26 protein-coding genes are annotated in these 23,508 nt (G+C 65.7%); 19 read left to right on the top strand and 7 right to left on the bottom strand.

Features of this window, described 5'->3' with window-relative positions:
* Window positions 1-142: 142 nt before the first annotated feature.
* The 14 genes from JQC81_RS04105 (at window position 143) to JQC81_RS04170 (ending at window position 13,792) form a co-directional block, all read left to right on the top strand.
* Window positions 143-2,752, top strand: a complete 2,610-nt coding sequence (locus JQC81_RS04105; RefSeq protein ID WP_203270450.1) for an NAD-dependent epimerase/dehydratase family protein — start codon at window positions 143-145, stop codon at window positions 2,750-2,752.
* Between the two features lie 22 nt (window positions 2,753-2,774).
* Entirely contained in the window at window positions 2,775-2,948 is a 174-nt protein-coding gene (locus JQC81_RS04110) for a hypothetical protein (protein ID WP_203270451.1), read from the top strand.
* Complete coding sequence (locus JQC81_RS04115) at window positions 2,942-4,213, top strand: family 1 glycosylhydrolase (RefSeq protein WP_246520221.1); 1,272 nt, start codon at window positions 2,942-2,944, stop codon at window positions 4,211-4,213. Before JQC81_RS04110 ends, JQC81_RS04115 begins: the two co-directional genes overlap by 7 nt.
* A 556-nt stretch (window positions 4,214-4,769) precedes the next feature.
* Window positions 4,770-5,033: a hypothetical protein gene (locus JQC81_RS04120; protein ID WP_203270452.1), complete on the top strand. Its 264-nt coding sequence runs from the start codon at window positions 4,770-4,772 to the stop codon at window positions 5,031-5,033.
* Window positions 5,034-5,585: 552 nt separating this feature from the next.
* Complete coding sequence (locus tag JQC81_RS04125; protein ID WP_203270453.1) at window positions 5,586-5,993, top strand: hypothetical protein; 408 nt, start codon at window positions 5,586-5,588, stop codon at window positions 5,991-5,993.
* A 202-nt stretch (window positions 5,994-6,195) separates the two neighbouring features.
* Window positions 6,196-6,453: a hypothetical protein gene (locus JQC81_RS04130; RefSeq protein WP_203270454.1), complete on the top strand. Its 258-nt coding sequence runs from the start codon at window positions 6,196-6,198 to the stop codon at window positions 6,451-6,453.
* A 74-nt stretch (window positions 6,454-6,527) separates the two neighbouring features.
* Window positions 6,528-8,015 carry a TolC family protein gene (locus tag JQC81_RS04135; protein ID WP_203270455.1) on the top strand — a complete coding sequence of 496 codons (1,488 nt, stop codon included), beginning with the start codon at window positions 6,528-6,530 and terminating at the stop codon, window positions 8,013-8,015.
* Window positions 8,016-8,034: 19 nt separating this feature from the next.
* Window positions 8,035-9,450 (top strand): multicopper oxidase family protein, encoded by a 1,416-nt coding sequence (locus JQC81_RS04140; RefSeq protein ID WP_203270456.1) that lies wholly within the window; start codon window positions 8,035-8,037, stop codon window positions 9,448-9,450.
* Window positions 9,451-9,483: 33 nt separating this feature from the next.
* Window positions 9,484-9,975, top strand: a complete 492-nt coding sequence (locus tag JQC81_RS04145; RefSeq protein ID WP_203270457.1) for a cupredoxin domain-containing protein — start codon at window positions 9,484-9,486, stop codon at window positions 9,973-9,975.
* Between the two features lie 41 nt (window positions 9,976-10,016).
* On the top strand, window positions 10,017-10,307 hold the full coding sequence (locus JQC81_RS04150) for a copper-binding protein (RefSeq protein ID WP_203270458.1): 291 nt from the start codon (window positions 10,017-10,019) through the stop codon (window positions 10,305-10,307).
* A gap of 79 nt (window positions 10,308-10,386) precedes the next feature.
* The gene (locus tag JQC81_RS04155; RefSeq protein ID WP_246520222.1) at window positions 10,387-11,361 is read left to right on the top strand and encodes a copper-binding protein; all 975 of its coding nucleotides are present in this window, start codon (window positions 10,387-10,389) and stop codon (window positions 11,359-11,361) included.
* Window positions 11,362-11,478: 117 nt separating this feature from the next.
* Window positions 11,479-12,024 carry a hypothetical protein gene (locus tag JQC81_RS04160; RefSeq protein ID WP_203270459.1) on the top strand — a complete coding sequence of 182 codons (546 nt, stop codon included), beginning with the start codon at window positions 11,479-11,481 and terminating at the stop codon, window positions 12,022-12,024.
* Complete coding sequence (locus JQC81_RS04165; protein ID WP_203270460.1) at window positions 12,018-13,358, top strand: adenylate/guanylate cyclase domain-containing protein; 1,341 nt, start codon at window positions 12,018-12,020, stop codon at window positions 13,356-13,358. Before JQC81_RS04160 ends, JQC81_RS04165 begins: the two co-directional genes overlap by 7 nt.
* The gene (locus tag JQC81_RS04170; RefSeq protein WP_203270461.1) at window positions 13,355-13,792 is read left to right on the top strand and encodes a YqaA family protein; all 438 of its coding nucleotides are present in this window, start codon (window positions 13,355-13,357) and stop codon (window positions 13,790-13,792) included. Before JQC81_RS04165 ends, JQC81_RS04170 begins: the two co-directional genes overlap by 4 nt.
* A gap of 298 nt (window positions 13,793-14,090) precedes the next feature.
* Here JQC81_RS04170 and JQC81_RS04175 read toward each other — a convergent pair whose 3' ends face one another.
* A complete protein-coding gene (locus tag JQC81_RS04175; RefSeq protein ID WP_203270462.1) occupies window positions 14,091-14,483 on the bottom strand; it encodes a response regulator in 393 nt (130 codons plus the stop codon).
* 185 nt (window positions 14,484-14,668) lie between these two features.
* On the opposite strand from JQC81_RS04175, the gene JQC81_RS04180 reads away from it, so the two are divergent.
* Window positions 14,669-15,838 carry a sensor histidine kinase gene (locus JQC81_RS04180; RefSeq protein WP_203270463.1) on the top strand — a complete coding sequence of 390 codons (1,170 nt, stop codon included), beginning with the start codon at window positions 14,669-14,671 and terminating at the stop codon, window positions 15,836-15,838.
* A 170-nt stretch (window positions 15,839-16,008) separates the two neighbouring features.
* On the opposite strand, the gene JQC81_RS04185 is transcribed toward JQC81_RS04180, so the two are convergent.
* The 4 genes from JQC81_RS04185 to JQC81_RS04200 all read right to left on the bottom strand — a co-directional run bounded on the left by JQC81_RS04185 (window position 16,009) and on the right by JQC81_RS04200 (window position 19,964).
* The gene (locus tag JQC81_RS04185; protein WP_203270464.1) at window positions 16,009-18,450 is read right to left on the bottom strand and encodes a heavy metal translocating P-type ATPase; all 2,442 of its coding nucleotides are present in this window, start codon (window positions 18,448-18,450) and stop codon (window positions 16,009-16,011) included.
* A gap of 152 nt (window positions 18,451-18,602) precedes the next feature.
* Window positions 18,603-19,121, bottom strand: coding sequence for a DUF305 domain-containing protein (locus JQC81_RS04190; RefSeq protein WP_246520224.1), 519 nt, complete (start codon window positions 19,119-19,121; stop codon window positions 18,603-18,605).
* A 38-nt stretch (window positions 19,122-19,159) separates the two neighbouring features.
* On the bottom strand, window positions 19,160-19,492 hold the full coding sequence (locus tag JQC81_RS04195) for a four-helix bundle copper-binding protein (RefSeq protein WP_203270465.1): 333 nt from the start codon (window positions 19,490-19,492) through the stop codon (window positions 19,160-19,162).
* Between the two features lie 109 nt (window positions 19,493-19,601).
* Window positions 19,602-19,964 (bottom strand): hypothetical protein, encoded by a 363-nt coding sequence (locus JQC81_RS04200; RefSeq protein ID WP_203270466.1) that lies wholly within the window; start codon window positions 19,962-19,964, stop codon window positions 19,602-19,604.
* A gap of 163 nt (window positions 19,965-20,127) precedes the next feature.
* Here JQC81_RS04200 and JQC81_RS04205 point away from each other — a divergent pair, with 163 nt between their 5' ends.
* From JQC81_RS04205 to JQC81_RS04215, 3 genes are read left to right on the top strand one after another with little or no spacing between them, the layout of a single operon-like run.
* Window positions 20,128-20,385: a heavy-metal-associated domain-containing protein gene (locus tag JQC81_RS04205; RefSeq protein ID WP_203270467.1), complete on the top strand. Its 258-nt coding sequence runs from the start codon at window positions 20,128-20,130 to the stop codon at window positions 20,383-20,385.
* Window positions 20,386-20,396: 11 nt separating this feature from the next.
* On the top strand, window positions 20,397-20,870 hold the full coding sequence (locus JQC81_RS04210; protein WP_203270468.1) for a DUF411 domain-containing protein: 474 nt from the start codon (window positions 20,397-20,399) through the stop codon (window positions 20,868-20,870).
* A 26-nt stretch (window positions 20,871-20,896) separates the two neighbouring features.
* A complete protein-coding gene (locus tag JQC81_RS04215) occupies window positions 20,897-21,136 on the top strand; it encodes a hypothetical protein (RefSeq protein ID WP_203270469.1) in 240 nt (79 codons plus the stop codon).
* An 88-nt stretch (window positions 21,137-21,224) separates the two neighbouring features.
* Here the strand turns inward: JQC81_RS04215 and JQC81_RS04220 are convergent, their stop codons facing one another.
* On the bottom strand, window positions 21,225-21,698 hold the full coding sequence (locus JQC81_RS04220) for a c-type cytochrome (protein ID WP_203270470.1): 474 nt from the start codon (window positions 21,696-21,698) through the stop codon (window positions 21,225-21,227).
* Between the two features lie 120 nt (window positions 21,699-21,818).
* Complete coding sequence (locus JQC81_RS04225; RefSeq protein ID WP_203270471.1) at window positions 21,819-22,571, bottom strand: DsbA family protein; 753 nt, start codon at window positions 22,569-22,571, stop codon at window positions 21,819-21,821.
* 203 nt (window positions 22,572-22,774) lie between these two features.
* Here JQC81_RS04225 and JQC81_RS04230 point away from each other — a divergent pair, with 203 nt between their 5' ends.
* A complete protein-coding gene (locus JQC81_RS04230) occupies window positions 22,775-23,506 on the top strand; it encodes a DUF1223 domain-containing protein (protein ID WP_203270472.1) in 732 nt (243 codons plus the stop codon).
* The last annotated feature ends 2 nt before the right edge of the window (window positions 23,507-23,508 follow it).

Raw genomic sequence — 23,508 nt, forward strand, 5'->3', positions numbered from 1 at the left:
GCCCCAAACTTCCGGGCACGGTGATGTAACCAATCGGCTCCCGCTGTCGAACTTGCACGAGACGCCTCCTCCCGCTTGGACCAATCATGATGGTCGACCCCGGGCCGATGACGAGGCACTGAATGTCGGGAAGGAGCACAGCTTGGGCGCGGAACGGGACATTGTACTCATCACGGGCGCCAGCGGGTTCATCGGGCGTGCGCTCATCAAGCGGCTGGCCGACCGCTACACCCTTGTCGGCCTCGACCGCGCCGGCCCTCCGGATCCCCCCGCGCCGGCGCACGCCGTCGACTTCGACCTGGGTTCGGACGACAAGGTGAAGGCGGCGCTCGACGAGGTGCGCCGCCGGTTCGGGTCGCGTATTGCGTCAGTCATCCATCTTGCCGCCTATTACGACGTCTCGGGCGAGCCCAACCCACTCTACGACCAGATCACGGTCCAGGGCACGCGCCGGCTGATCGACGCTCTCCAGACGTTCGATGTCGGGCAGTTCGTGTTCGCCAGCACCATGCTGGTCCACAAGCCCACGGGGCGACCCGACGAGACCATCAACGAACGCTCTCCCGTCGAGCCCACCTGGGCCTATCCGGAATCAAAGGTCCGCACGGAGGCGATGCTGCGCGAGCGCCACGGCCGCATCCCGGTCGTCTTCCTGCGCATCGCGGGCGTTTACGACGATATCGGCCACTCGCCATTCATCGCCGAGCAGGTGGCGCGCATCTACGAGCAAAGGGTGACGGCGCACCTGTATCCGGGCATGCTCTGCGCCGGACAGTCCTTTCTCCACATTGACGACCTCACTGAGGCCGTGGCCCGGGTTGTTGACCGCGGGCGCGCGCTCCCGCCCGAACTGCCGCTGCTCGTGGGCGAGCCCGACGCGCTCGGCTATGCCGAGGTGCAGAACATCGTCGGCCGCAGCCTCCATGGGGAAGATTGGGCGACTATCCGGATGCCCAAATCGCTCGCCCTGGCAGGCTCCTGGATCCAAAACGAGGTGCTGGGCGACGACGACTTCATCAAGCCGTGGATGGTCGAGCAATCCAACGACCACTACATCCTCGACATCTCACAGGCCCGGCGCTTGCTCGACTGGGAGCCGAAGCACTCCCTCCGCGGCACCCTTCCACGCATCGTGGCCGCGCTGAAACAGGACCCGGTCGGATGGTACAAGACGAACAAGCTCAACCCGGCGCTCGTCGCCTGGCAGAGCCAGCCGCCGGCACAGGGCCATGACGCGGGCGGCAGCCAGGGAACCAGCCATGGCGGGATGAGCCATGCCCACGGGATCGGTGCCGCGGCGGACGCCTGCGCGATTCCCGGCATGGGCGATCACGATCACATGGCGATGATGGAGGACGACGCCCGCCGGACACGGTGGGCGCATTTCGCCAACATGGGATTGGGCCTGTGGCTCGCGGCGAGCCCCCTCGTCTACGACGCGGTGACGAGCGAAACAGTGGGCGCCGCAGTGCAGGCTGTCACGGCCGAGCGCGGGCTGCCGTCGGTCGAGTGGCGGGCCGGCGTTCTGATGGCGAGCGACATGGTCAGCGGCCTGCTCATCGCCGTCTTTGCCGCCCTGTCGCTCCACCGGCCGACTGCTTGGTTCGCGCCGTGGGCCAACACCTTTGTCGGCCTCTGGCTTCTGTTTGCGCCGCTCCTGTTCTGGAGCCCGAGCGCGGCACAGTACCAGAATGACCTCATCGTCGGCGGGCTGGTGATCGCGTTCTCTGTGATCGTCCCGATGATGCCCGGGATGAGCATGGCCGGCATGATGGATCCGAAGTCGGTTCCACCCGGTTGGACGTTCGGTCCGTCGACCGGGGCGCAGCGGCTGCCCATCGCCGCGATGGGGCTCGTCGGACTTCTGATCGCGCGCATGCTCACCGCCTATCAACTCGGGCACGTCGACTACGCCTGGGAGCCGTTCTTTGCCGGCGACCCGGCCGACCCGAGGAACGGAACCGAGGAAATCATCACCTCCGCCGTGTCGAAGGCCTGGCCGATCCCCGACGCGGGCCTGGGCGCGGTGGCCTACATGCTGGAGATCCTGATGGCGGTGATGGGGACCCGTGACCGCTGGCGGACCATGCCCTGGATGGTGACGTTCTTCGGCATTCTCGTGATCCCGCTCGGGGTGGTGAGCATCTACTTCATCATCATCCAGCCCATCATGATCGGCACCTGGAGCACGCCGGCGCTCATCGCCGCGCTGGCGATGCTGATCATGATCCCATTCGCCCTCGACGAGGTGATCGCGATGGGACAGTTCCTCTCCTGGACGCATCGCCGGGGCAAGCCGCTGCTGCGCACGTTTTTCCAAGGCGATGCCGTGGAGGGCGGCCGAGAGGATACCTCCGACGCCCTCGCAAGCCCGGCCAAGTTCTGGGCGGACACGACCCGTGGCATCACGCTGCCATGGACGCTGGCAGGCGCGATGGCCATCGGCGCGTTCCTGATGCTGACCCGCCTCGTCCTCGGCACCTCGGGCGCGATGGCGAACAGCGACCACGTCGTCGGCGCTCTGACGATCACGGTGGCCATCATCGCGACGGCGGAGGTCGCGCGCCCACTGCGTTTCGTGAACCTGCTGTTCGGGGCGTGGCTCGTCGCGGCACCATGGGTGCTGGGCGGCGCCGATGCGACCGCCGCTTGGGTCAGCGTTGGGCTCGGGTTGGCGCTCATGGGCCTGAGCCTGCCGCGGGGGCGGCGCAGCGGGGAGCATTATGCGAGTTGGGATCGCTATGTGGTCTGAGGCGAGGGTGCGGGAGACGCGGATGCGGCTGACGAACAAGGGGGCCATCGTGAACGTCCCACCCATGGCCGCCGGAGCGATGAGCCCGGCCGGCGGACCCTCTGTCGCTGCCAGGGGGGCGACCTGCTTCAACGGAGCCGTTCTCACGGTGGCCAACGGCCACCTGAACCGGCGGTTGGGAGGACCAGAATGTTGATCCAAGAGCGTCATGCTTCCGTCTCGCCCGCCCGCTGGCTGCCTGGGGCCGCCCACAGGTTCATGTTCGCGACCGGCATCGAGAACAGCTACCCGACAATCCTCGGGCGCGATGGCGCCACGCAACGCGTCGACGAGATGGAGAAGACAAGCCATTACGGGCGCTGGCGGGAAGACTTCGCCCTGGTGCGAGACCTCGGCCTGGAGTACCTGCGTTGGGGACCACCCTATTACCGGGTCCATAAGGGGCCGGACCGCTACGACTGGTCCTATGCCGACGCGGCGCTCGCCGAGCTCCGGCGGCTCGGCATCGTGCCCATCGTCGACCTTTGTCATTTTGGCGTGCCGGACTGGATCGGGGACTTCCAGAACCCGGACTGGCCGGAGCTCTTTGCGGCCTACGCCGGGGCCTTCGCGGCCCGCTACCCGTGGGTTCGGTTCTACACGCCCGTGAACGAGATCTTCATCACGGCGACCTTTTCCGGCCAGATCGGCTGGTGGAACGAGCGCCTCGCCTCGGACCGCGGCTTTGTCACGGCGCTCAAGCACCTGGTGCGGGCCAACCTCCTGGCGGAGGAGGAAATCCTGCGCGCCCGGGGGGCACAGGGCACGTACTTCGTCCAGAGCGAGTCGACGGAATACTTCCATGCCGAGAAGCCGGTGGCGGAGGAGCGCGCCGACTTCCACAACCAGAAGCGCTTCCTGTCCCTCGACCTGTGCTACGGCGTCGACGTGCGTGCCTGCATGTACGAGTACCTCCAGGACAACGGGATGACGCGGGGCGAGTACCACTGGTTCATGCGTGCGGGACGGGCGGTGAAGCCGTTCTGCATCATGGGCAACGACTACTACGTCACGAACGAGCACCTGGTGCCGGCGCAGGATGGGCCGATCACCGCATCCGGCGAGATCTTTGGCTACTACATCATCACCAAGCAGTATTATGACCGCTACCGCTTGCCGGTGATGCACACCGAAACGAACCTGGCGGACGCGGAGCGCGCGCCAGGCTGGCTGATGAAGGAGTGGGCTAACATGGTTCGCCTGCGCCAGGACGGGGTGCCGATCATAGGCTTCACCTGGTACAGCCTGATCGATCAGGTCGACTGGGATACGGCGCTGCGCGAGGACAACGGACGCGTGAACCCGCTCGGGCTTTTCGACCTCGACCGCAGGATCAGGCCTGTGGGAGAGGCCTACCGGCAGCTCGTGGCGGATTGGCGCGAGATCCTGCCTGCGGAGAGCCTCTGCCTGGGGATCGGTTGAGACGGATAAGTCCGAGTGGCGGTGCCTGAGGGCTCCTCCGGCAAACGCTTCACGGCAGACTTCTTCACCTTGCATCTCCTGAAGGCGTGATCGACTGGCCTCGCACTGCCTTGCTCAATCGGAACCGACAGACTGCTTCCACAACCAAGTGGCTGCGACCCAAGGATGTGGCGCCCATCCGGCATCGGGGGCCAGCAAGCCAGGACGTCCTCGCTCGCCCCTCACAGGAACGTGCAACGAATGAGCCGACAACCGGCTGCGACTTGCTCCCACGTGACGGATCGGCAAAGGAGCATGAAAGAAGAGGATCCTCACGCCGCGACGTCTTAAACCACCACCCAGCGATGAACGAGCCGTCGCATGTTGAACCCGTACGGTTGGGGCTGAAGCCCGATGTCGCGGACTGCCTCGTCCGGGATCCGCGTCGCGATCACCGGATGGGCTGGAATGCCTGATACTTCGTCCGCAGGGTCTTGTAACCGAAGTGCTCGGCCCGCCGAACTTGAGTTCAGAAGCGCAAAGCTTGCGCTCACATCAAGATCGGAGCCTCGTTATCATGAAACGCCTTTCCCTCGCGGTCGCCGTTGCGGCGATCATCTCAGGTGCTGCCCAGGCCCAACCCGCCGCAGCCGGCTACGGAGTCTCCGGACAAGACTACCCGGGCATCCAACGACCGCATCGTCGTCTCACCGCACAGTTCCCTGAGGGGAGCTTTCCCCCGGGACATCAGCCGACCCCGCTGCAAGAGACGTTGGCCCGGAACGGAGCCGCGGCGGTCGACGCTACGCTCTACACCAGTTGGCTCAAGCGCAACAGATAACGGGCCTATATGCAAAACTAAGGTAGCTGACCGTAGGGCAACCCATCCTGCGGTCTGGAACGCCTCAGGATCGCATCGCATATCACCAAGGGTTAGCTGCCAAGCTGCGCCGTTCTTGTGAGCGGTGGTGGCATCCCTGGCGCGCTTGTGCGCCCGACGCGCAGCGGTTCACAGGAATTCTTCCTCCATTTCGTCGGCTGTGGCCCGGGGTGCTTGGTGCGCCTCTTCTCGGGCGCCGTGCTTTCACCGAATGCGGGAACACAAAGCCGGTGGGTGGCAGGCCGTTGGCTACCCGATTGCATGTCGCATTCGGTTTGGCTGATCCGGTATGGTTTGTCGCAGGACGGGTCCGAGATTCTCCATTAAAGCATGTTGACCTTACCACCGTAGGAAGGCTTAGGGCTTCTTCAACAAAGAAGAGCAGACGAGGCTATGCTCACCTGTTCGACCCCATCGCGCTCGGGATCAACAAATTCGTTGCTCGACGTTGCCTTGTCGAATCCGAACTTTCGTGACAGATATTCGACTTCGACAAACAGGAGCCTCCTCCTCTTGCGGCTGATGGGCACCATCTTCGTGGCACTGCTTGCACTCACCATGGCGATCCTCCCGATCTCCATGTTGCAGGCGGCCGCGCCGGCTGTGGCCGGGCATGGGCACACCATGGCGGTCGATGCCGGACACGGGCATGCCGCCGCTGAGGAGAACCATGAGCATGCGGACATAGTGGCCGCGCATGGAGACACTGCCCTGAGCGGCTCCAGTGAGCATGCTGGAAACTCCGAAGACTGCACCGGCACGTTCTGCTGCAGCATGACCGCATGCCATGTGTTCCAGATCAGTGCGCCCCCCAACCTTTATTCCCCGGCTGTGTCGCAGGCTCCCATGGCCATGGCCGGAGATGAGCAGGTCGGCGGCATCACCACAGGCGGCCTGGACCGCCCCCCACGAACCGTCTGAGCCAGGCGCGGGCCATTGGGCCCGCACGAACCGGCGCGCCCGCTCCTGAGAGCCGGTGGCAGCCGTCCTGACGCTCGAACCGGTCACCCTTCCCAGAACGCGATCAGAATGCCGGGCTCCCGTGAGGGTTGGACACGTCGTCCACCGTCACCCAGACCTGCTTGAGAATCGCGCTGTGGAGGTCTGCCCGGAGACGGACCCCATGATAAAAATGATCCCATTGGCCATTCTCGGCCTCAGCCTGGGAGCCTGCGTGGCTACCCAGCCTCCCTCCTATCTGGCGGCACCCGCCGACCCTTCCGTCGGCACCCGCAGCCCGGGCTACTCCTCCGTAACGGCGGGCGTGCGCAGTTATGACGTTGTCGAGCCCGGCGACTGGCGCGAGCTCAACCGGCGTGTGGCGCCAGAGGGCGATCCGGAGCGGGGCGACTCCGACGACGCCGCCCGGCGCGGGCGGTGACCCATGACTGGAACCAGAAGCACATCCGCCGCCAGGGGCGGCGCGTTCACGCACGCGCTAAGGAAGGCAACACAATGAACAAACATGATGGCAAGGGGACATCCGGCCAGCGCCTGAAGCTGCTTGGAGGGGTGGCCGTTGCCCTTCTCCTGGGCGGCTGCGTCTCGTTCTCGCCCGACGCGGGGCTCTCGGTGGCGCAGAACGTGGCCTACACGGAACTCAATAAGGATGTGGTCAAGGTCACGAACGAGGCCGAAGCGCTTGCCGCCCAGCAGCGGGCCGAGGAGTTGCTCCGCCGTCCGCTCACGGCGGACAGCGCCGTGCAGATCGCGCTGCTCAAGAACCGCGGGCTCCAGGCGGACTTCAACGAGCTTGGCGTCTCGGAGGCCGAGTACGTCCAAGCGACGTTGCCTCCGAACCCGACGGTGGCCCTGTCGCGCCTCGGCGGCAGCCTGGAACTGGAGATCGAACGCCAGATCGTCATCGGACTGTTCGAGCTCGCCACCCTGCCGGCACGTGCGGCCATCGCTCAGCAGCAGTTCCGGGCGGCCCAGTTCCGCACCGCGGAGGCCGTGCTGCGGCTCGCCGCCGAGACGCGCCGGGAATACTATCGGGCCATCGCGGCCAACCAGCAGGTCGCCTTCACGCAGCAGGCGCTCGCGACCGCCGAGTCAGCCTCGGAGCTCGCCAAGCAATTGGGCGAGACGGGGTCACTCAACAAGCTGGAGCAGGCCCGCGAGCATGCCTTCTATCAGGAACTCGGGGCCCAGCTCGCCCGCGCCCGGATCGAGCAGAAGGTCGCCCGCGAGCGCCTGATCCGGCAGCTCGGGCTGTGGGGGCGGGACATCGAATTCCGCCTGCCGAGCTCGTTGCCGCCGCTGCCGGCCCGCATCGCCTCGGCCAAAGACATCGAGCGCAGAGCCCTGGAGAAACGTGTCGACCTCCAGGCACTGCGCAACGATCTGACCGGCGTCGCGGGTCAATTCGGGCTGACCAACGCCACGCGTTTCGTGACCGACATCGAGCTCGCCGGCCTCTCCAGCTACGAGCGCGCAAAGTCCATTACTGAGGAGCACGGCGAGGTTGAGGTCGAGAAGGAGAAGGTGAACCGGCGCGGGCTAGAGATCGAGTTCACCATCCCGATCTTCGACTTCGGAGCCACGGCGACGCGCGGCGCGCAGGAGACCTACATGGCAGCGGCCAACCGCCTGGCGGAACGGGCTGTCAACGTCCGCTCCGAGGCCCGTGAGGCCTATCTGCGCTACCGCGGCAACTACGATCTTGCCCGCCACTACCAGGGCCGTGTCCTGCCGCTGCAGAAGCGGATCCAGGACGAGGCCCTGCTGCAATACAGCGGCATGCTCGTCGACGTGAGCCAGCTCATCCTCGACGCCCGTGGCCGCATTCTCAGCAACGTCGACGCCATCAACGCCCGCCGCGACTTCTGGATCGCCGACACCGACCTCAAGGCCGCCCTGATCGGCGGCGGGGTCGGCGGCAGCGAAGGCGGCGGAGAAACCACCACAGCGGCCGCCGGCGGTGGCGCCGGCGCTGCACATTGAAACCCTTGAGGAGAGATCCATGACCGTATCGCGAAGAGGTTTTCTCGGCGCAGGGGGACTGGCCCTCGCGGGCGCCTCCATGATCAGCGGACGCACACAGGCCGCGAGCCTGCCTGAGGCGCCCACCATGGCCGAAGCCACCATGCAGCCGCCGCTCTACCCGAAGAGCGGCCCGGACTACCAGCCCGTCGTGACGCTCAACGGCTGGTCCCTGCCGTGGCGCCAGAACGGCGACTGGAAGGAATTCCATCTCGTCGCCGAGCCCGTCGTGCGCGAACTCGCGCCCGGCATGAAGGCGCACCTGTGGGGCTACAACGGCCAGTCCCCGGGACCGACCATCGAGGCGGTGCAGGGCGACAAGGTGCGCATCTTCGTCACCAACAGGCTGCCGGAGAACACGGCGGTGCACTGGCATGGCCAGCTCCTGCCGAATGGGATGGATGGCGTGGGCGGACTGACCCAGCCGCACATCCCGCCGGGCAAGACGTTCGTTTACGAGTTCGTCCTGCAAAAGTCCGGCACGTTCATGTACCACCCGCACTCGGACGAGATGGTGCAGATGGCGATGGGCATGATGGGCTTCTTCGTCGTGCATCCGCGCGATCCGGCCGAGCGCCGCGTCGACCGCGACTTCGTGTTCCTGCTCAACGCGTTCGACATCGAGGCCGGAAGCTACGTGCCGAAGGTCAACACGATGCTCGACTTCAATCTCTGGTGCTGGAACTCGCGCGTGTTCCCCGGCATCGATCCGCTCGTGGTGCGCCAGGGCGATAAGGTCCGTGTCCGCTTCGGCAACCTGACCATGACCAACCATCCGATCCACATGCACGGCTACGACTTCAAAGTCACGGGCACGGACGGCGGCTGGGTGCCGGAGGGAGCGGCGTGGCCGGAGGTCTCCATCGACGTTGCTGTCGGACAGATGCGCGCGTTCGAGTTCGTCGCGGATGCGCCCGGGGACTGGGCGATCCACTGCCACAAGTCGCACCACACGATGAACGCCATGGGACACGACGTGAAGACCTACATCGGCGTGAACATGAACAAGACCGCCCCCGCGATCAAGAAACTCGCGCCGGGCTATATGCCGATGGGCGGAAGCGGCATGGGTGAGATGGGCTCGATGGAGATGCCGCTGCCCGACAACACGCTGCCGATGATGACGGGCTTCGCCCAGTTCGGCCCGGTCGAGATGGGCGGCATGTTCTCCGTCGTGAAGGTCCGTCCCGGGCTGGCGCATGACGATTACAAGGATCCGGGTTGGTACAAGCACCCGGAGGGAACGGTCGCGTACGAGTGGAAAGGCGAGCAGCTCGCCGAGCCCGCCCGCGCGACATCGCCCGACAGCGGCGTCAAGGCGACGGAGTTCCGCGCCATTGATCGGCGCAAGCGTCCGGTTCGCGCGGCGAACGCCACCGGCCACGAAAACCACTGATCCCAACCAGAACCATTGCCCAAGGAGCAATCAATGACTGTTCGTCTTTCCACTCTCGCCGGCGCGCTTGGCGCGCTTGCTGTCTCGGCCACCATAGCTCTCGCCGGTCCTGGCGAGGCCGGCCACACGCACAGAACCTTTGCGGCCGGCGAGCCGGGCGATCCAGCCAAGCCCGTTGCCCGTACCATCGAGGTCACCATGAAGGAGACCGAGGACGCGAAGATGCTGTTCGAGCCCAACAAGGTCGAGATCAAGCGCGGCGAGCAGGTAAAGTTCGTGCTCAAGAACGCCGGCCAGGTCGAACATGAGTTCATGCTCGACAGTCTTCAGAACAACGCCAAGCACAAGGTCGCGATGCAGCAGAACCCTGACATGGAGCACGACGATCCGAACGGCAAGCGGCTTTCGCCCAGCGCATCCAACGAGATCGTCTGGCGCTTCACCAAGGCCGGCACCTTCGAGTTCGCCTGCCTGATCCCGGGCCACTACGAGTCCGGCATGCACGGCACCGTCGTCGTGAAATGACGGCGCAATCTCCTCGCCACCATCCCAAACAGGAGTTCCTTATGAAGCGTATCGCCATCAGCCTGATTGCGGCCCTGAGCCTCTCCGGCGCCGCCCTTGGGCAGAGCCTGCCGACAGTCTCCGGCACGGTTGAGAAGGTCGACACCGCCCAGGGCAAGATCACCATCGACCACGGCCCGATCCCGAACCTCAACATGGATGCCATGTCCATGGTGTTCCGTGCTCAGGATCCGGCCCTGCTCAAGGACGTGAAGGAAGGCGACAGGGTGCAGTTCACCGCCGACCGCGTGAACGGCCAGATCTCCGTCACGTCGATCAAGAAGGGCAAGTAAAGCCCTCAGCGCCCCGCGGACTGTGTTCGAGACCCACAGGTCCGCGGGGCGGTCCTCCCGTTTCAAGAAAGAGACCGCCATGAAACGCCTGACCGTCACCCTCACCGCCATTGGAGCCATCCTGGCTACCATCGCCATCGGCCCGGACCGGATTGCGCAGGCCCAGCCCGCCGCGGGGGCGCCGGCTGCCTACGAGCGCGTCCGCCAGGTCATGGACGACCGCTTCAAGGACATGAAGCTCGCCGGCGATCCCGACAAGGATTTCGCTGCCCTTCTTATTGCCCACCATGAGGACCTGATCTTCCTCGCCCGCACGCAGTTGGAGCATGGCGCGGACGAGAAACTCCGCCAGGTGGCGCAGAAGATCATCGACGAGCAGCAGAAGCAGATTTCCGAACTCAAGGAGTGGCAGGTCCGCAACCGCCAGGCGGATTACCGCGCCAAGGCGGACCAGCCCCCGCACGGGTCCGGGCCGCTCGACCAGAAGGGCACGCCGGCCCCGCAGGTTCAGGCGGCCGCCTCCGCGCAATCCGCTGCCCAACCTGCCGCGGCGAACCTGCCCACCGTGTCCGGCACCATCGAGAAAGTCGATACGGGAGCCGGCAAGATCACCATCGACCACGGCCCGATCCCGAACCTCAACATGGACGCCATGACCATGGTGTTCCGCGTCCAGGACCCCACCCTGCTCCAGGGCGTGAAGGCCGGTGACAAGGTGCAGTTCCAGGCGGACCGTGTGAACGGCCAGATCTCGGTCGTGAGGATCGGGACCGGACGGGCGCAGCCGGCACCGGCCCAGGCTGCGGCCCAGGCAGCCGCCGCGACAAACCTCCCCACGGTGTCCGGCACGGTTGAGAAGGTCGACACCGCCCAGGGCAAGGTCACCATCGACCATGGGCCGATCCCGAATCTGAACATGGATGCCATGACCATGGTGTTCCGGGCGCAGGACCCGGCGGTGCTCAAGGGCGTGAAGGCGGGGGACAAGGTTCAGTTCCAGGCTGACCGCGTGAACGGCCAGATCTCCGTCGTCAGCATCCGCAAGGGCAGGTAGCCACGAGACCCCGTCCGGTCCCAACCCCGGCCAGACCGTCGCCGGCCGCCGCGCTTTCGGAGTCGCCGCGGCGGCCGGCGGCCGGCGGCATCCAAGAACAACAACAAGGAAACCTCTATGCATGCGATGAAGCGGTTCGTTGCCGTCGGGGCGGCTGTTGCGACCATGGCAGCCTATTCCATCCTGCAGCCGTGCTCCGCCAGGGCTGACGACGAGGGAGCCGTCTTCGGCGATGTCACGATCACGCAGGTCGCCGCCACCCCGGCCCGGGCCGGTGAAACGGCCATCGTCACCTTCTCGGTCGAGAACTCCGGAGAGGACCGCGTTCTGATCACGGGGCTGCGCCTGCCGGATGGGGAGCCGTCGCGGATCATGGGATCATTCGGCCAGGGACACACCGGCGAGATTGGGACGCTGCCGGTCAGGTCGGGCGCCACCGAGAGCCTGGATGGCCGCAAGGTCTGGATCGAGGTCGGGCCCCTTGCTCGGGACCTTGAGCCGGACACGACAGTTCCTGCGCGCCTGGTTCTCGGCTCCTATGAGAGCCCGTTGACGCTCCATGTCGGTCCCGGCGCCACCGGCTCGACCCGGAGTGCCGGTCCGGACACCGCAAAGATCGCCGATGGGGGCCCGGGGCAGCCACGCAACGGCACCGGATGCTGAACCTGATCCGCCGCCGGGATCCGCGCCCGCCGGAGAGCGATGGCCCAGGCAGGCCCGTCCCTGGTCGGCACCCGGCCGGCGGGCTGCCCGAGTACCTGGAGAACGACTTCGACCGTCGCGCCCTGGTGCCGCGGCTTCTGGTCCTGGCGATCCTCGGGGCCGGAGCCTTCCTCGAATACGGCCATGGCCACCGGGAAGGTCACTGGATCGTGCTGGTGGTCTACTGCCTGACGACTGTCGTGCTGGCTTTCGTGTCACGCTTTTCCATCGGCGGTCGATGGCTGCCGTGGGCTGCCACGGTGACCGACGCGGTGCTGGCGGTCTATGTCATTGCCGACCACTTGCCGCGCGATGCCCACGATCTCTTCCTCGCGACGGACGCGGTCAGCCTGCTTCCGGCCATTCTCCTCCTCATCCAGACCGGGATGAGACTGCGCCGTGATCTTGTCGCCGCCTTTGCCGGGATCGTGGCCGGAGGTTGGCTCGCGGCGCTTGCCCTGCTCACGCATTCCGCGTCACTTCCCGCGACTGGGCCCACGCCCGCCTTCGCGTTCCGGCAGACGCTCGGGTTTCTGTCGTTCGCGGTGGCGGCGGGTTTTGTTCTCTACGCGGTGCATCGGACACGGCTGGCTTGGGCGGCCGTGCTGAAGGCGCGATGGGACCGGATGCTCCTGTCGCGCTTCCTGCCCGAGGGGATCGCCGCCGAGGTGGTGGCCAGTGAGGAGGCGGCGGAGGTCGCCGAGCGCCATGCCTGTCTGCTGGCCGTCGACATCCGCGGCTTCTCCGCGCTCACCCGGGAACGGCCGGGCCGCGAGGTCATCAATGATTTGATGGCATTCCGGCGCTTCGTCCACGACGCGGTCTCACGCCACGGCGGCATCGTTGACAAGTACTTGGGAGATGGTGTGCTCGCCGTGTTCCTCGACGGCTCGCCCGAGGACCAGGCGGCCCGGGCTTTCGACGCAGCCAACGAGATCCTGCGCCCCCTGAACACTTGGCGCAGCCACGACGAGATGCCGTCGGGCACGCATGTCATCGCCACGCTCCACTGCGGTCCTGTCCTCGCCGGCGTCTTCGATGACGGACGCCGCGCCGAGTTCACGGTGCTCGGACCTGCGATGAACGCCCTGCCGCGGATGGAGCGGCGATCCAAGCAGGCTAACCTGGGCGTCGTTGCCTCAAAGCGGTTCCTGCGGCTGCTGACGCCCTCCCGACGCGCCCGGCTCGATGCCCGTCCGGTCGAGCGGCGCCCTGGCGATGAGGACGTGCCGGACATCCTGTCCGTCCGGTTCACTGAAGCCGGGGCCACCGTCCAGGAAGGAACCGTGCATTGAACCATGTCCTGGAGTACGGCGGTTTGTTCGCGGCGGCGTTCCTGTCCGCAACGGTCCTGCCATTCCAGTCCGAGGTGGTGCTGTTCGGGCTCCTCGTCTCGGAGCACTACACGTGGTGGCTGCTCGTGCTCGTGGCGAGCGTCGGCAACACTCTGGGCTCTGCGGCGAACTGGCTGCTGGGACGCCTGCTCGCCACCTTCGAGGACCGGCCCTGGTTCCCGGTCAAGCGGGCCAAGATCGAGCGGGCCGAGACTTGGTATCATCGCTACGGGCGCTGGTCCCTGCTGCTGAGCTGGCTTCCTTTCATCGGTGATCCGCTCACCATCGTCGCCGGCGTCCTGCGCGAGCCTTTTCCGATCTTTATCGCCATTGTGGCGGTGGCCAAGATGGCCCGTTATTTCGCGGTGGCGGCCCTGACCTTCGGATGGTTCTAGGTCTCTGTCGCGGACTTTCCGGAATTGTTGCCGCAATGTCTGTCGGCGTACGGCGAAAGAGCAGCAACCATCTCTCGGATAGAGGTAGTCATAGCGCGTTGTGTGCTCGTTATGTTTTCGTCACGCACATGTGTCCGATGATCGGCTGGTTAAGATCAAGAGCGTCGCCCACATGGCAGAGAAGGCCTGGTGGGGCTTGCGACGGATGTCCGTCTCCGGTCCCAGAGCAGAAGCTCGGGCTGAGCGGCAAGCATGAGCGATTTGTTCATGACCAAAGGAACAGGCCGTCATCGTCCTGTCATGTCTGATCGGAGGTCAGGAGCGTCTTGAGGAGCCGCACGAGCGTCTCGGGATGGACAGGCTTGCCGAGGAACAGGGCTCCCTCCGGCAGGTCGCCTGACTTGGGCGCGGCACGACCTGAGGCGATCAGGATCCCGATGTCCTCGCGCTCCGAACGGACCCGCCGGGCCAGCTCGAAGCCGTTGATGCTGCCGCGCGGCATCTCCACGTCGGTGACGACGGCATGGATGCCTGTGACGGCACTCAGAACCCGAAGCGCCTCGTCCGCATGGGCGGCTTCGATCACCTTGAAGCCGGCATCCTCCAGCACATCCACGAGGGTCATCCGAACGAGTGCCTCGTCTTCGACGACCAGAATAAGAGCACGTGGATGAGGGTTCGGGCCAGGCATGCTCGATGAAAGAGGGAGCAACGGTCTTTGTTCCTAAGGCTAAGATCTCAAACAATGCCTCCTAAGTAGGCGCGGATCGGCCGAGACAACCTGGCCAACGTTTCCTTCTGGAACCAGACCCAGCCGCCGAGCTTTTCCAGCCTTGCAGCAAGACAGCCCCAATGGGCATCTGAACAGGAGGCATGATGCCCAAGAGGAGCGAGGGTCACAGCCCTGAACTGAAGCGCATGCACGAGTACCAGCGGGCGCTCGCCGCCTTCGGCCGTGTGGCGTCCGAGATTCTGCCGCGTGAGAGGCTCCTGCACTACGTCACTGCCCAGGTCTCCCGTGTCACCCACATCAGGCACGTGAAGGTGCTGTGCTACCGCCCGGATCATGGTGACCTGCTGATGGTGGCAGGAGTGGGCTGGAAACCTGGCGCGGCGGGCCAGACGACCTTTGCCCTCGACAACAGCTCCGTCGCTGGTCGATGCATGCAGACGGCTGCTCCCGTGATTGTCGAGGACCTGCCGAACGACCCTGAGTTCCGCATGCACCCGAGCCTGCGCGAGCATGGCATCGTCTCGCTCGTAAACGTGCCGGTGCGGATCGACGGGCGCACCTGGGGCGTGCTGGAGGTAGACGCAGAGGAGCCGCGCACCTTTGACGAAGGGGACGTGACCTTCCTGTCCACGATGGCCAACATCCTGGGCGTAGCCCTGCTGCGGCTGGAAACCGAGACCAAGGCGGCGGAGGCGGCAGCAGGACATGCCCGGGAGAAGTCCTTTGCCGAGGTGCTTCTGCGCGAGTTCCAGCACCGGGTGAAGAACAACCTTCAAACCATCATCTCGTTTCTGGCCCTGCAACGCCGTCACGCCTCGACGCAGGAGGACCGGGACCGCTTCGTCAGCGTCATGGACCGGGTGCATGCGATTGCCCTGGCCCAGGATCAGCTCTCGTTCGAGGCCGGCATCAGCAACGTGGAGTTCGGCGATTACCTGCGGGCCCTGTGCGCCAACATCGACCCGCAGCGGGAGACGGTGAGCATCGAGGTTGAGGCCGAGCGCGGAGCGCTGCTTCCGCTGGATCGAGCCGTGGCGGCCGGGCTGATCGTCAACGAGTTGGTCACCAACTCGCTGAAGTACGCCTTCGATGACGACGGCGGCACGATCCGGGTTAGCTTCACGACACGGTTCGAACTCGGTGAGGCCAGCCTTGCGGTTGAGGACAATGGACGCGGCATGGGACCGCCCCGCAAGGGCGGGCTCGACCTTCAGCTCATCGACGCCTTTGCCAACCAGCTCGATGGGCAGGTGGAGCGGGAGCCGGTCGAGAAGGGCACCCGTACCAGCGTCAGGTTTCCCCTGCCGCTATGATGATGTCCGGCCTTGATGAATGAGTTCGCTGTGCGAAGACATTGAATGGTACGCAACGAGTCGAGGACCCCTGTAGAGTCTTACCAGCCGAGGCCCATTCAACTGCCCCTCCTGGAAACTTGGAGCAGTTGAACGGCCTGGCTTCCAGGCCAACAAGCGCGCTTCCCAATTTACAACCTGGCGGCCCGGAGACGTAGGGCATTTGCGATGACACTCACCGATGAGAGAGCCATCGCTGCCGCGGCGATGATCGGTGACAGCAGAATCCCGAACACCGGGTAGAGCACGCCCGCCGCCACCGGTACGCCGAGTGCGTTGTAGATGAAGGCGAAGAACAGGTTCTGGCGGATGTTGCCCATTACCGCCTGCGACAGCCGCCGTGCCCGGACGATCCCGGTCAGGTCGCCCTTAAGCAGGGTCACGCTCGCGCTCTGAATCGCAACGTCCGTTCCCGATCCCATGGCAATGCCGACATCTGCCGCTGCCAGAGCCGGGGCGTCGTTGACCCCGTCGCCAGCCATGGCGACGACCCGACCCTCGCGCTTGAACTTCTCGACCACCGCGCTCTTCTGCTCCGGCAGGACCTCCGCCTCGACCTCAGAGATCCCGAGCTTGCGGGCCACGGCCTCCGCCGTCGTGCGGTTGTCGCCCGTGAGCATCACGACCCGGATGCCCTCCTGCTTCAAGGCCGCCAAAGCCTCGGGGGTCGAGGCCTTCACCGGATCGGCAATGGCCAGAATGCCGGCGGGCCGACCATCAACCCCGGCAAAGATCGCTGTGGCGCCGTCCCGCCTCAGATCATCGGCCGCCTTGGTCAGCGGAGCGACATCGACACCATGCTCAGCCAGGAACTTGGCGTTGCCGAGCACGACGCGACGTCCCTCGACGGCTCCCAAGGCTCCCTTGCCAGTGGGGGAGTCGAACTCGCCCACTGGCGCGGTGGTGACCTTCCTGGTGTCAGCAGCGGCCACGATGGCAAGAGCCAGCGGGTGCTCGCTCGCCCGTTCGACGCTGGCGGCCAGACGCAGGATCTCGGTTTCGCCAAAGCCTTCACCGGGAACGATGGCGGTGACGGCGGGCTTGCCCTCCGTCAGCGTGCCAGTCTTGTCGACGACCAAGGTGTCGACCTTCTCCATGTGCTCCAACGCTTCGGCGTTTTTGATCAGGACGCCGGCTTGGGCGCCCCGTCCGACGCCCACCATGATCGACATCGGCGTCGCGAGGCCAAGGGCACACGGGCAGGCGATGATGAGCACAGAGACGGCGGCCACAAGGCCGAACGCCAGACGGGGATCGGGTCCCCAGATTGCCCAGGCGGCAAAGGCCAGGAGAGCCACCACGATCACCGCAGGCACGAAGTAGCCGGAGACTTGGTCGGCCAGGCGCTGGATTGGGGCCCGGCTGCGCTGAGCCTCGGCCACAAGCTGGACGATCTGCGACAGCATCGTGTCACGGCCGACCTTCCGGGCCTCAATGACCAGGCCACCGGACTGGTTCATGGTGCCGCCGATCACCGTGTCACCGACGGACTTCGTCACGGGCATGGACTCGCCCGTGACCATCGACTCGTCGATGGAGCTGCGGCCATCGACGACGGCGCCGTCGACTGGAACCTTCTCACCCGGGCGGACCCGCAGGCGGTCGCCGACATGGACCGCGTCGAGCTGGACCTCCTCCTCGGAGCCGTCGGCCCGGATCAGGCGGGCCGTCTTGGGCGCCAGATCAAGGAGCGCCCGGATCGCGCCACTTGTGTTCTCCCGGGCGCGGAGTTCGAGCACCTGTCCCAGCAAGACGAGGACCGTGATGACCGCCGCGGCTTCGAAGTACACGGCGACCGAACCGTCATGGCCGCGGAAGGCGGCCGGGAAGATGTCGGGCATCAGCGTCGCGATGACGCTGTAGACCCAGGCCACCCCGGTGCCCATGGCGATCAGGGTGAACATGTTGAGGCTGCGGTTCACGAGCGACTGCCAGCCGCGCACGAAGAACGGCCAGCCGGCCCAGAGCACAACCGGCGTGGCGAATGCGAGTTGGATCCAGTTTGACGTGCCGCGCGCGATCAGATGATCGAGACCGGTGAGGTGGGCTCCCATCTCCAGTGCGAACACCGGCACGGTCAGCACAAGGCCGATCCAGAAGCGGCGGGTCATGTCGATGAGTTCGGCGTTCGGCGTCGCCTCCGCGCTCACGAGGACCGGTTCGAGCGCCATGCCGCAGATCGGGCAGGAGCCGGGGCCGACCTGACGGATCTCGGGATGCATCGGGCAGGTGTAGATCGTGCCCTCGGGAACAGGCTCGGCCTTCCTGGCCGCTGCCGGCTCGACGTACTGCGCGGGCTCGGCCACGAACTTCGACTTACAGCCCGAGGAGCAGAAATAGTAGGGATGGCCGTTGTGCTCGGCCTTGTGCGGGGTGCTGTGGGGATCGACCCACATCCCGCAGACCGGATCCTTCACCTTATGGCCATGGGCCGCCGGCTCAGGATGACCGTGATGGTGGTGCTCATGGCCCGCCGGACCGGCCACATGGACGTGAGCGCCATGCCCGCGGTTGTGCCCATGGGTGTGTTCGCTGTGCCCATCGTGGTGAACGTGCTGCTTGTCGTCGGCCATCGCTTGTCTCCTTGAGACTACGGATTCGATGTTCGACAGGCGGTCTAGACCCTCCCATCATGGGAAGGTCAAGCCCCGGTCTTCGTGGTGCCCGCTGATCGCCCTTGGTCAGCGGGCACCACCCTTTCACTGCCGGCTGGAAGTGCCGGACGTCAGTTGCTTCCCTCCTTCTTTGCGTTCTTGGAGAGCCACTCCTTCATCTCGGCAATCTCCTGCCCCTGCTCTTTCTTGGTCTTCTCGGCCATCTTCTTGGCCTCGGCGTTGTCGCCGGTCCTGAGGACCACGTCGGCCATGTCGATGGCGCCCTGATGGTGGGCGATCATCCCGCAGACAAAGGCGATGTCAGAGTCCTTGATCATGTGGGCGGCCATCATCGGGCCGTGCATCTTCATCATGGACTGCATGTAGCCCTTCTGGGCCTCGTTCATGTTGGCCATCATGCCCTGCATGTTCTGCATCATGCCTGACATGTCCATGCCCTGCATGTTCGGCATCGGCCCGCTGGCCTGGACCGCCGTCCGGCATTCGTCCGGCAGGCCTTCGGTTGACATGGCCATCTGGCCGCCCGAGGGGTGCTGCATCTGTTGCTGTGGCTGGTTCTGCTGGGCCAGCGCACCAAAGGTGCCGGCGGAAACGAAGGCGGCCGCGAGAGCGATCATTCGGGTGGTCATGTTTGTATCCTTTCGTTGTGTTTAGAGGATGAGTACGTTCAGGCCGCCATCTTGCGGCAGCTCTCGGCGCAGCGACGGCACTGGTCCACGCACTCCTGCATGTCGCCGACCTGTTCGCAGGACCGGGCGCACTCCTCGCAGATCTCCGCGCACTCGCGGCAGGTGTGCTTGTGGTGAGGCGTTCCGATCAACATGAAATGGGCCGAGGTCCGGCAGATCTCGGCGCAGGCCATCATGATGCGCATGTGGCCGGGCTCCACGTGCTTGCCGCCCTGCTCTAGGCAGTGGTTCATCGCCATGCCGAGGCAGGTCTGGTAGCAGCGCAGGCACTCGTCGATGCAGGACTGCATCTCGGACGACATCTGGTGCATGGTGTTCTCCTGATCAGGCGCGGTGAAGTCTTCAGCCCATGCGGACGCGGCGCCTGACGCGCCAACGGGCCGGCTTTCATCGCAAGCGGCATGGCCGCTTCACTCTGGATCAGGCGTGTTTCGGTGGGCGGTCGATGCTGAACAGCATGGCCGGCACGCGCGTCAGGTCCGGCGGGATCGGGACCACCTCGGACAGCGGCACGCCCTGCGCCAGGTTCGCGGGCACAGGGAAGACAGCCATGATGCAGCCGGGATGGCAGCAGAATTGGCCGGCCGCATAGGGCTTGGAGGCACCGCTGTGGTGGTGATCGGACTGGCCATGGGATGTGTGCGTGGTCTGCACCGCATGGGCGGATGATCCATGATCAAAGGTTCCCGCCTGGACAGCCGCATACAGCGGCGCGCTGGCGAGGCCGAAGGCCAGCAACGCAACCGTCAGGCGGCTGAGCATCAGGCGGATCAGGTCATGCAAGGCGTCATCCCTATGATCATCGGCCCAACGGCGACCTTCGGCGTCGGGTTCCCCTAACCCGGCCAGGGATCCTTGGAGTGCAGGGTTCAAGTCGCCTCTTGACCTTGCCATCATGGGAAGGTGCAGGGTGCCCGCATCGTCATCACGAAACGGAGTAAGCACCATGTGCGGATGCAGCACCCACCAGTCCCAGAACGATCAGACCGTGTCCCATCACCCGGACGCCCTGACCCTGCGGGTCGAGGACATGACCTGCGGCCACTGCGCCGGCACCATCAAGAAGGCCATCGAGACGGGCCTGCCCGGAACGAGCGTCGAGGCGGATCCGGCCTCCAAGCTTGTATCCGTCCGCGGCAGCACCGACCTGATCTCGATCAGGGCCCTTGTGTCGGAGGCCGGCTACACTCCGACCGCAGCCTGAAGGAGAACCCCATGCTCGACCGCCGCCGCTTCCTGACTGTACTCGGTGCCGCCGGTGCGGCCCTCACGGCAGGGCCTTCCTTCGCCCAGGCCGCCCTGCCGAAGGTCGTGGTCACAAAGGACCCGAACTGCGGCTGCTGCGGCGGTTGGGTCGAGCACATGAAGGCCGCCGGCTTCCCCGTCGAGGTCGTCACCACGCCCCAGGTCAACCGGGTCAAGGTTCGCCTAGGCGTCCCGGACGACCTCGCCTCCTGCCACACGGCAGAGGTTGGTGGCTATGTCATCGAGGGACACGTGCCGGCGGACGCAGTCAAGCGCCTGCTGGTTGAGAAGCCCCAGGCAAAGGGCTTGGCCGTCCCTGGCATGCCGGTTGGATCGCCCGGCATGGAGGTCACAGGTGTTGAGAATGACACCTACGACGTCATATTGTTTGGGCCATCAGGCCAGAGGACCTTCGCCCGCTACGAGGGGGCACGCCTGCTCTGACCTGTCTCTTGCCAGGAGATCAATCGATGTCCCGCACCTGGATCGTGATTGCCGCAACGCTCGCTGCCGTTGGCGCCGCCCAGGCCCAGCATGCCTCCCCCGCGCCCTATGCCGGATTGGAGACGCGTTCGGTCAAGTCGCTGTCCGACGAGCAGATCGCCGACCTCAAGGCCGGACGCGGCATGGGCCTGGCGCTGCCGGCGGAGCTGAATGGATACCTGGCCACGCGGTTGATCATGGACGTCTCGCAGGACAAGGTGAAATAGAGGACTTCCGTGGCGCCATTGGCAATCAGCGTCATGGCGTCCCTTCTGGCCAGGACGGCCGAGGGTCTCCGTTGCTTGGTGGGCCCGCCTAATGCCTCCGCTCAGCGCCCGGGGCTCGGAACTTCTCATGACAGTCGAGGCACTGGCGCCTGACCACCCCGAACTGCTCGCGCAATTCAGGCAACGCCTTCGTGCGCGCGACCTCGACGAGCTTTTCGGTAGCGACATCGTAAGCCCGGGTCAGTCGTTCGAAGACGTCCCGTTGCGTCCAGATCTCCGGTCCGGCGTAGGTGTGACCCTGATCACTTCCGGGCGGGAACATGGCCAGGAGGTCATGGGCGTTGGCATGGATGCTCTCTGCGCGCGCACGGACGTCCGCGGCATTGAGCGAGGCCGCCTTGAGGGCGCGGTCGAGGGCCTTGGCCTGGGCGGCCGTGTCCTCCATAGCCTTCATCCGCGCGGCCACAACCCCAGTTGCCTTCTCGTGGGCGACCGCCGTCCCAGCGACGAGCAGCGTGAGAGCCGCGAGCCTGATACGAAACGTTGAAGGGGTGACGGCCATGTGGGGAACTCTGTGCGGTAGGGAACGAACACGCAGGAGATCACATGGGCCAAGCCGTTGTTCCTGCAATGCCGGCTTGGCTCCATCCTCGTTGGTCAATAAGGGCGTTGGTCCGCACCTTTACTTGCGTGTGTTCGCGATGACCTGCTTCAGTGGCTCGACCCCGACGGCACCCGCAATAACCTCATTCCCGATGACAAAGCCAGGCGTGCCGTTGATCCCCAGCCTTTCCCCCAGCTCCATGTTCTCCTGCAGCGTCGCGTTGATCCCGTCCCTTTGCAGATCCTTTTCCAGGCGGGACATGTCGAGACCCAGCTCCTTGGCCACGGCCTTGGCGGAGTCGCCGTTGGCCTGGCCGCGCTTCTCCATCAGCCGGGTGTGGAACTCGTAGAGCTTGTCGCCGGTGAGCTGCGATTTGGCCGCCAGCGCGACGCGGCTGGCCTCGACGGACCCCGGCCCAAGCACCGGGAAGTCCTTGATCACCACCCGCAGCTTGGGATCGGCCTTGATGAGCGCCTTCACGTCGGCCACGGCGCGCTTGCAGTAGCCGCAGTTGTAGTCGAGAAATTCGACCATTGTGACGTCACCCTGCGGGTTGCCGAGCACGAAGTCATTGGGCGAGTTCTCCAGCTTGCCGCGCTCGGAGGTCAGGACCTCCGCCCGGCCCGCCTGCTCGGCCACCTGCTGCCGTCGCTGGAGCTCGGTGAAGGCCTCCTGCAGCACCTCGGGGTTCTTGAGGAGATACTCCCGGACGATCCCGCCGATGGCCTCGCGCTGGTCCGGCGTGAACGAAGCGGGCTGGGCCAGCGCCGTGGAAGGCGGAACGAGCGCGGCGAGGAAGACGAGGCGGGCAATGGCGGCACTGAAAGACATCCTGAGATCCCTGCATGGGGCTGCCGCGCCCGTCGTGGCGACGCGGCAGCCGTTGACCAATCGTAATCCACACCATGAATAACGCTTCGAGCCGCTCCTACCAGCGTGTGGGCCGACGGAACCGGACGGATGTCCACCCCAAAGGGCGTCCGTCGAGAAAACGTGATTGTCCCAGGCGCCGCGGGCCGTGGTGAGCTGCCCACATGCGAAACCCTCCGAGATCCTGGACCGTCCTCCTCGCCGCCGTCTGCGCCCTCCTCGTGGGCCAGGCTGTCGCCTCGCCCCGGCCGCAGGCGGTCCTCGAACTTTATGTCAGCCAGGGCTGCTCCGCCTGCGGCCCCGCCAAGCAGCTCCTGGGCGAGTTGGCGCAGGACCCTGCCCTGATCGTGCTGAGCCTCCCCGTGAGTTACTGGGACTACATGGGCTGGAAGGACACCCTCGCCGATCCGCTGTTCACCGCACGGCAGAAAGGCTATGCGCTCGCCCGGGGCGTCCGCCGTGTCCACACGCCCGAACTGGTCGTCAACGGCGTCCTGTCCTCCGTCGGTTCCGCGCGGGACCAGGTTATGGACGCGATCCACCACGCCACCCACGGCCAGGCTCCCGTTGCCGTCGGCGTGAGGGAGGACGACGGCGTGATCGCCGTCGATGTCGGCGCGGGCACCGGGGAGGCGACGGTCTGGCTGCTGCCCATTCGGCGGAGCGTCCAGGTGCCGATCCATCGCGGGGAGAACGCCGGGCGGACCGAAACCTACGTCAACGTGGTGCGCGGGATGATCTCCCTTGGGCCCTGGTCCGGGCCTCGCGCCAGCTTCCGGGTGCCCTTGGAGGCGACCAAATCGCAGGGGGCCGACGCTTATGTGGTGCTGCTCCAGCAGTCGCAGGACGGAAAGCCGGGCCGGATCTTCGGCGCCGCCAAGGGGCCGGGCCTCTAGGG

Origin of the sequence: Microvirga arabica (assembly GCF_016811235.1) — a bacterium.
GTDB classification, from domain to species: Bacteria; Pseudomonadota; Alphaproteobacteria; order Rhizobiales; family Beijerinckiaceae; genus Microvirga; species Microvirga arabica.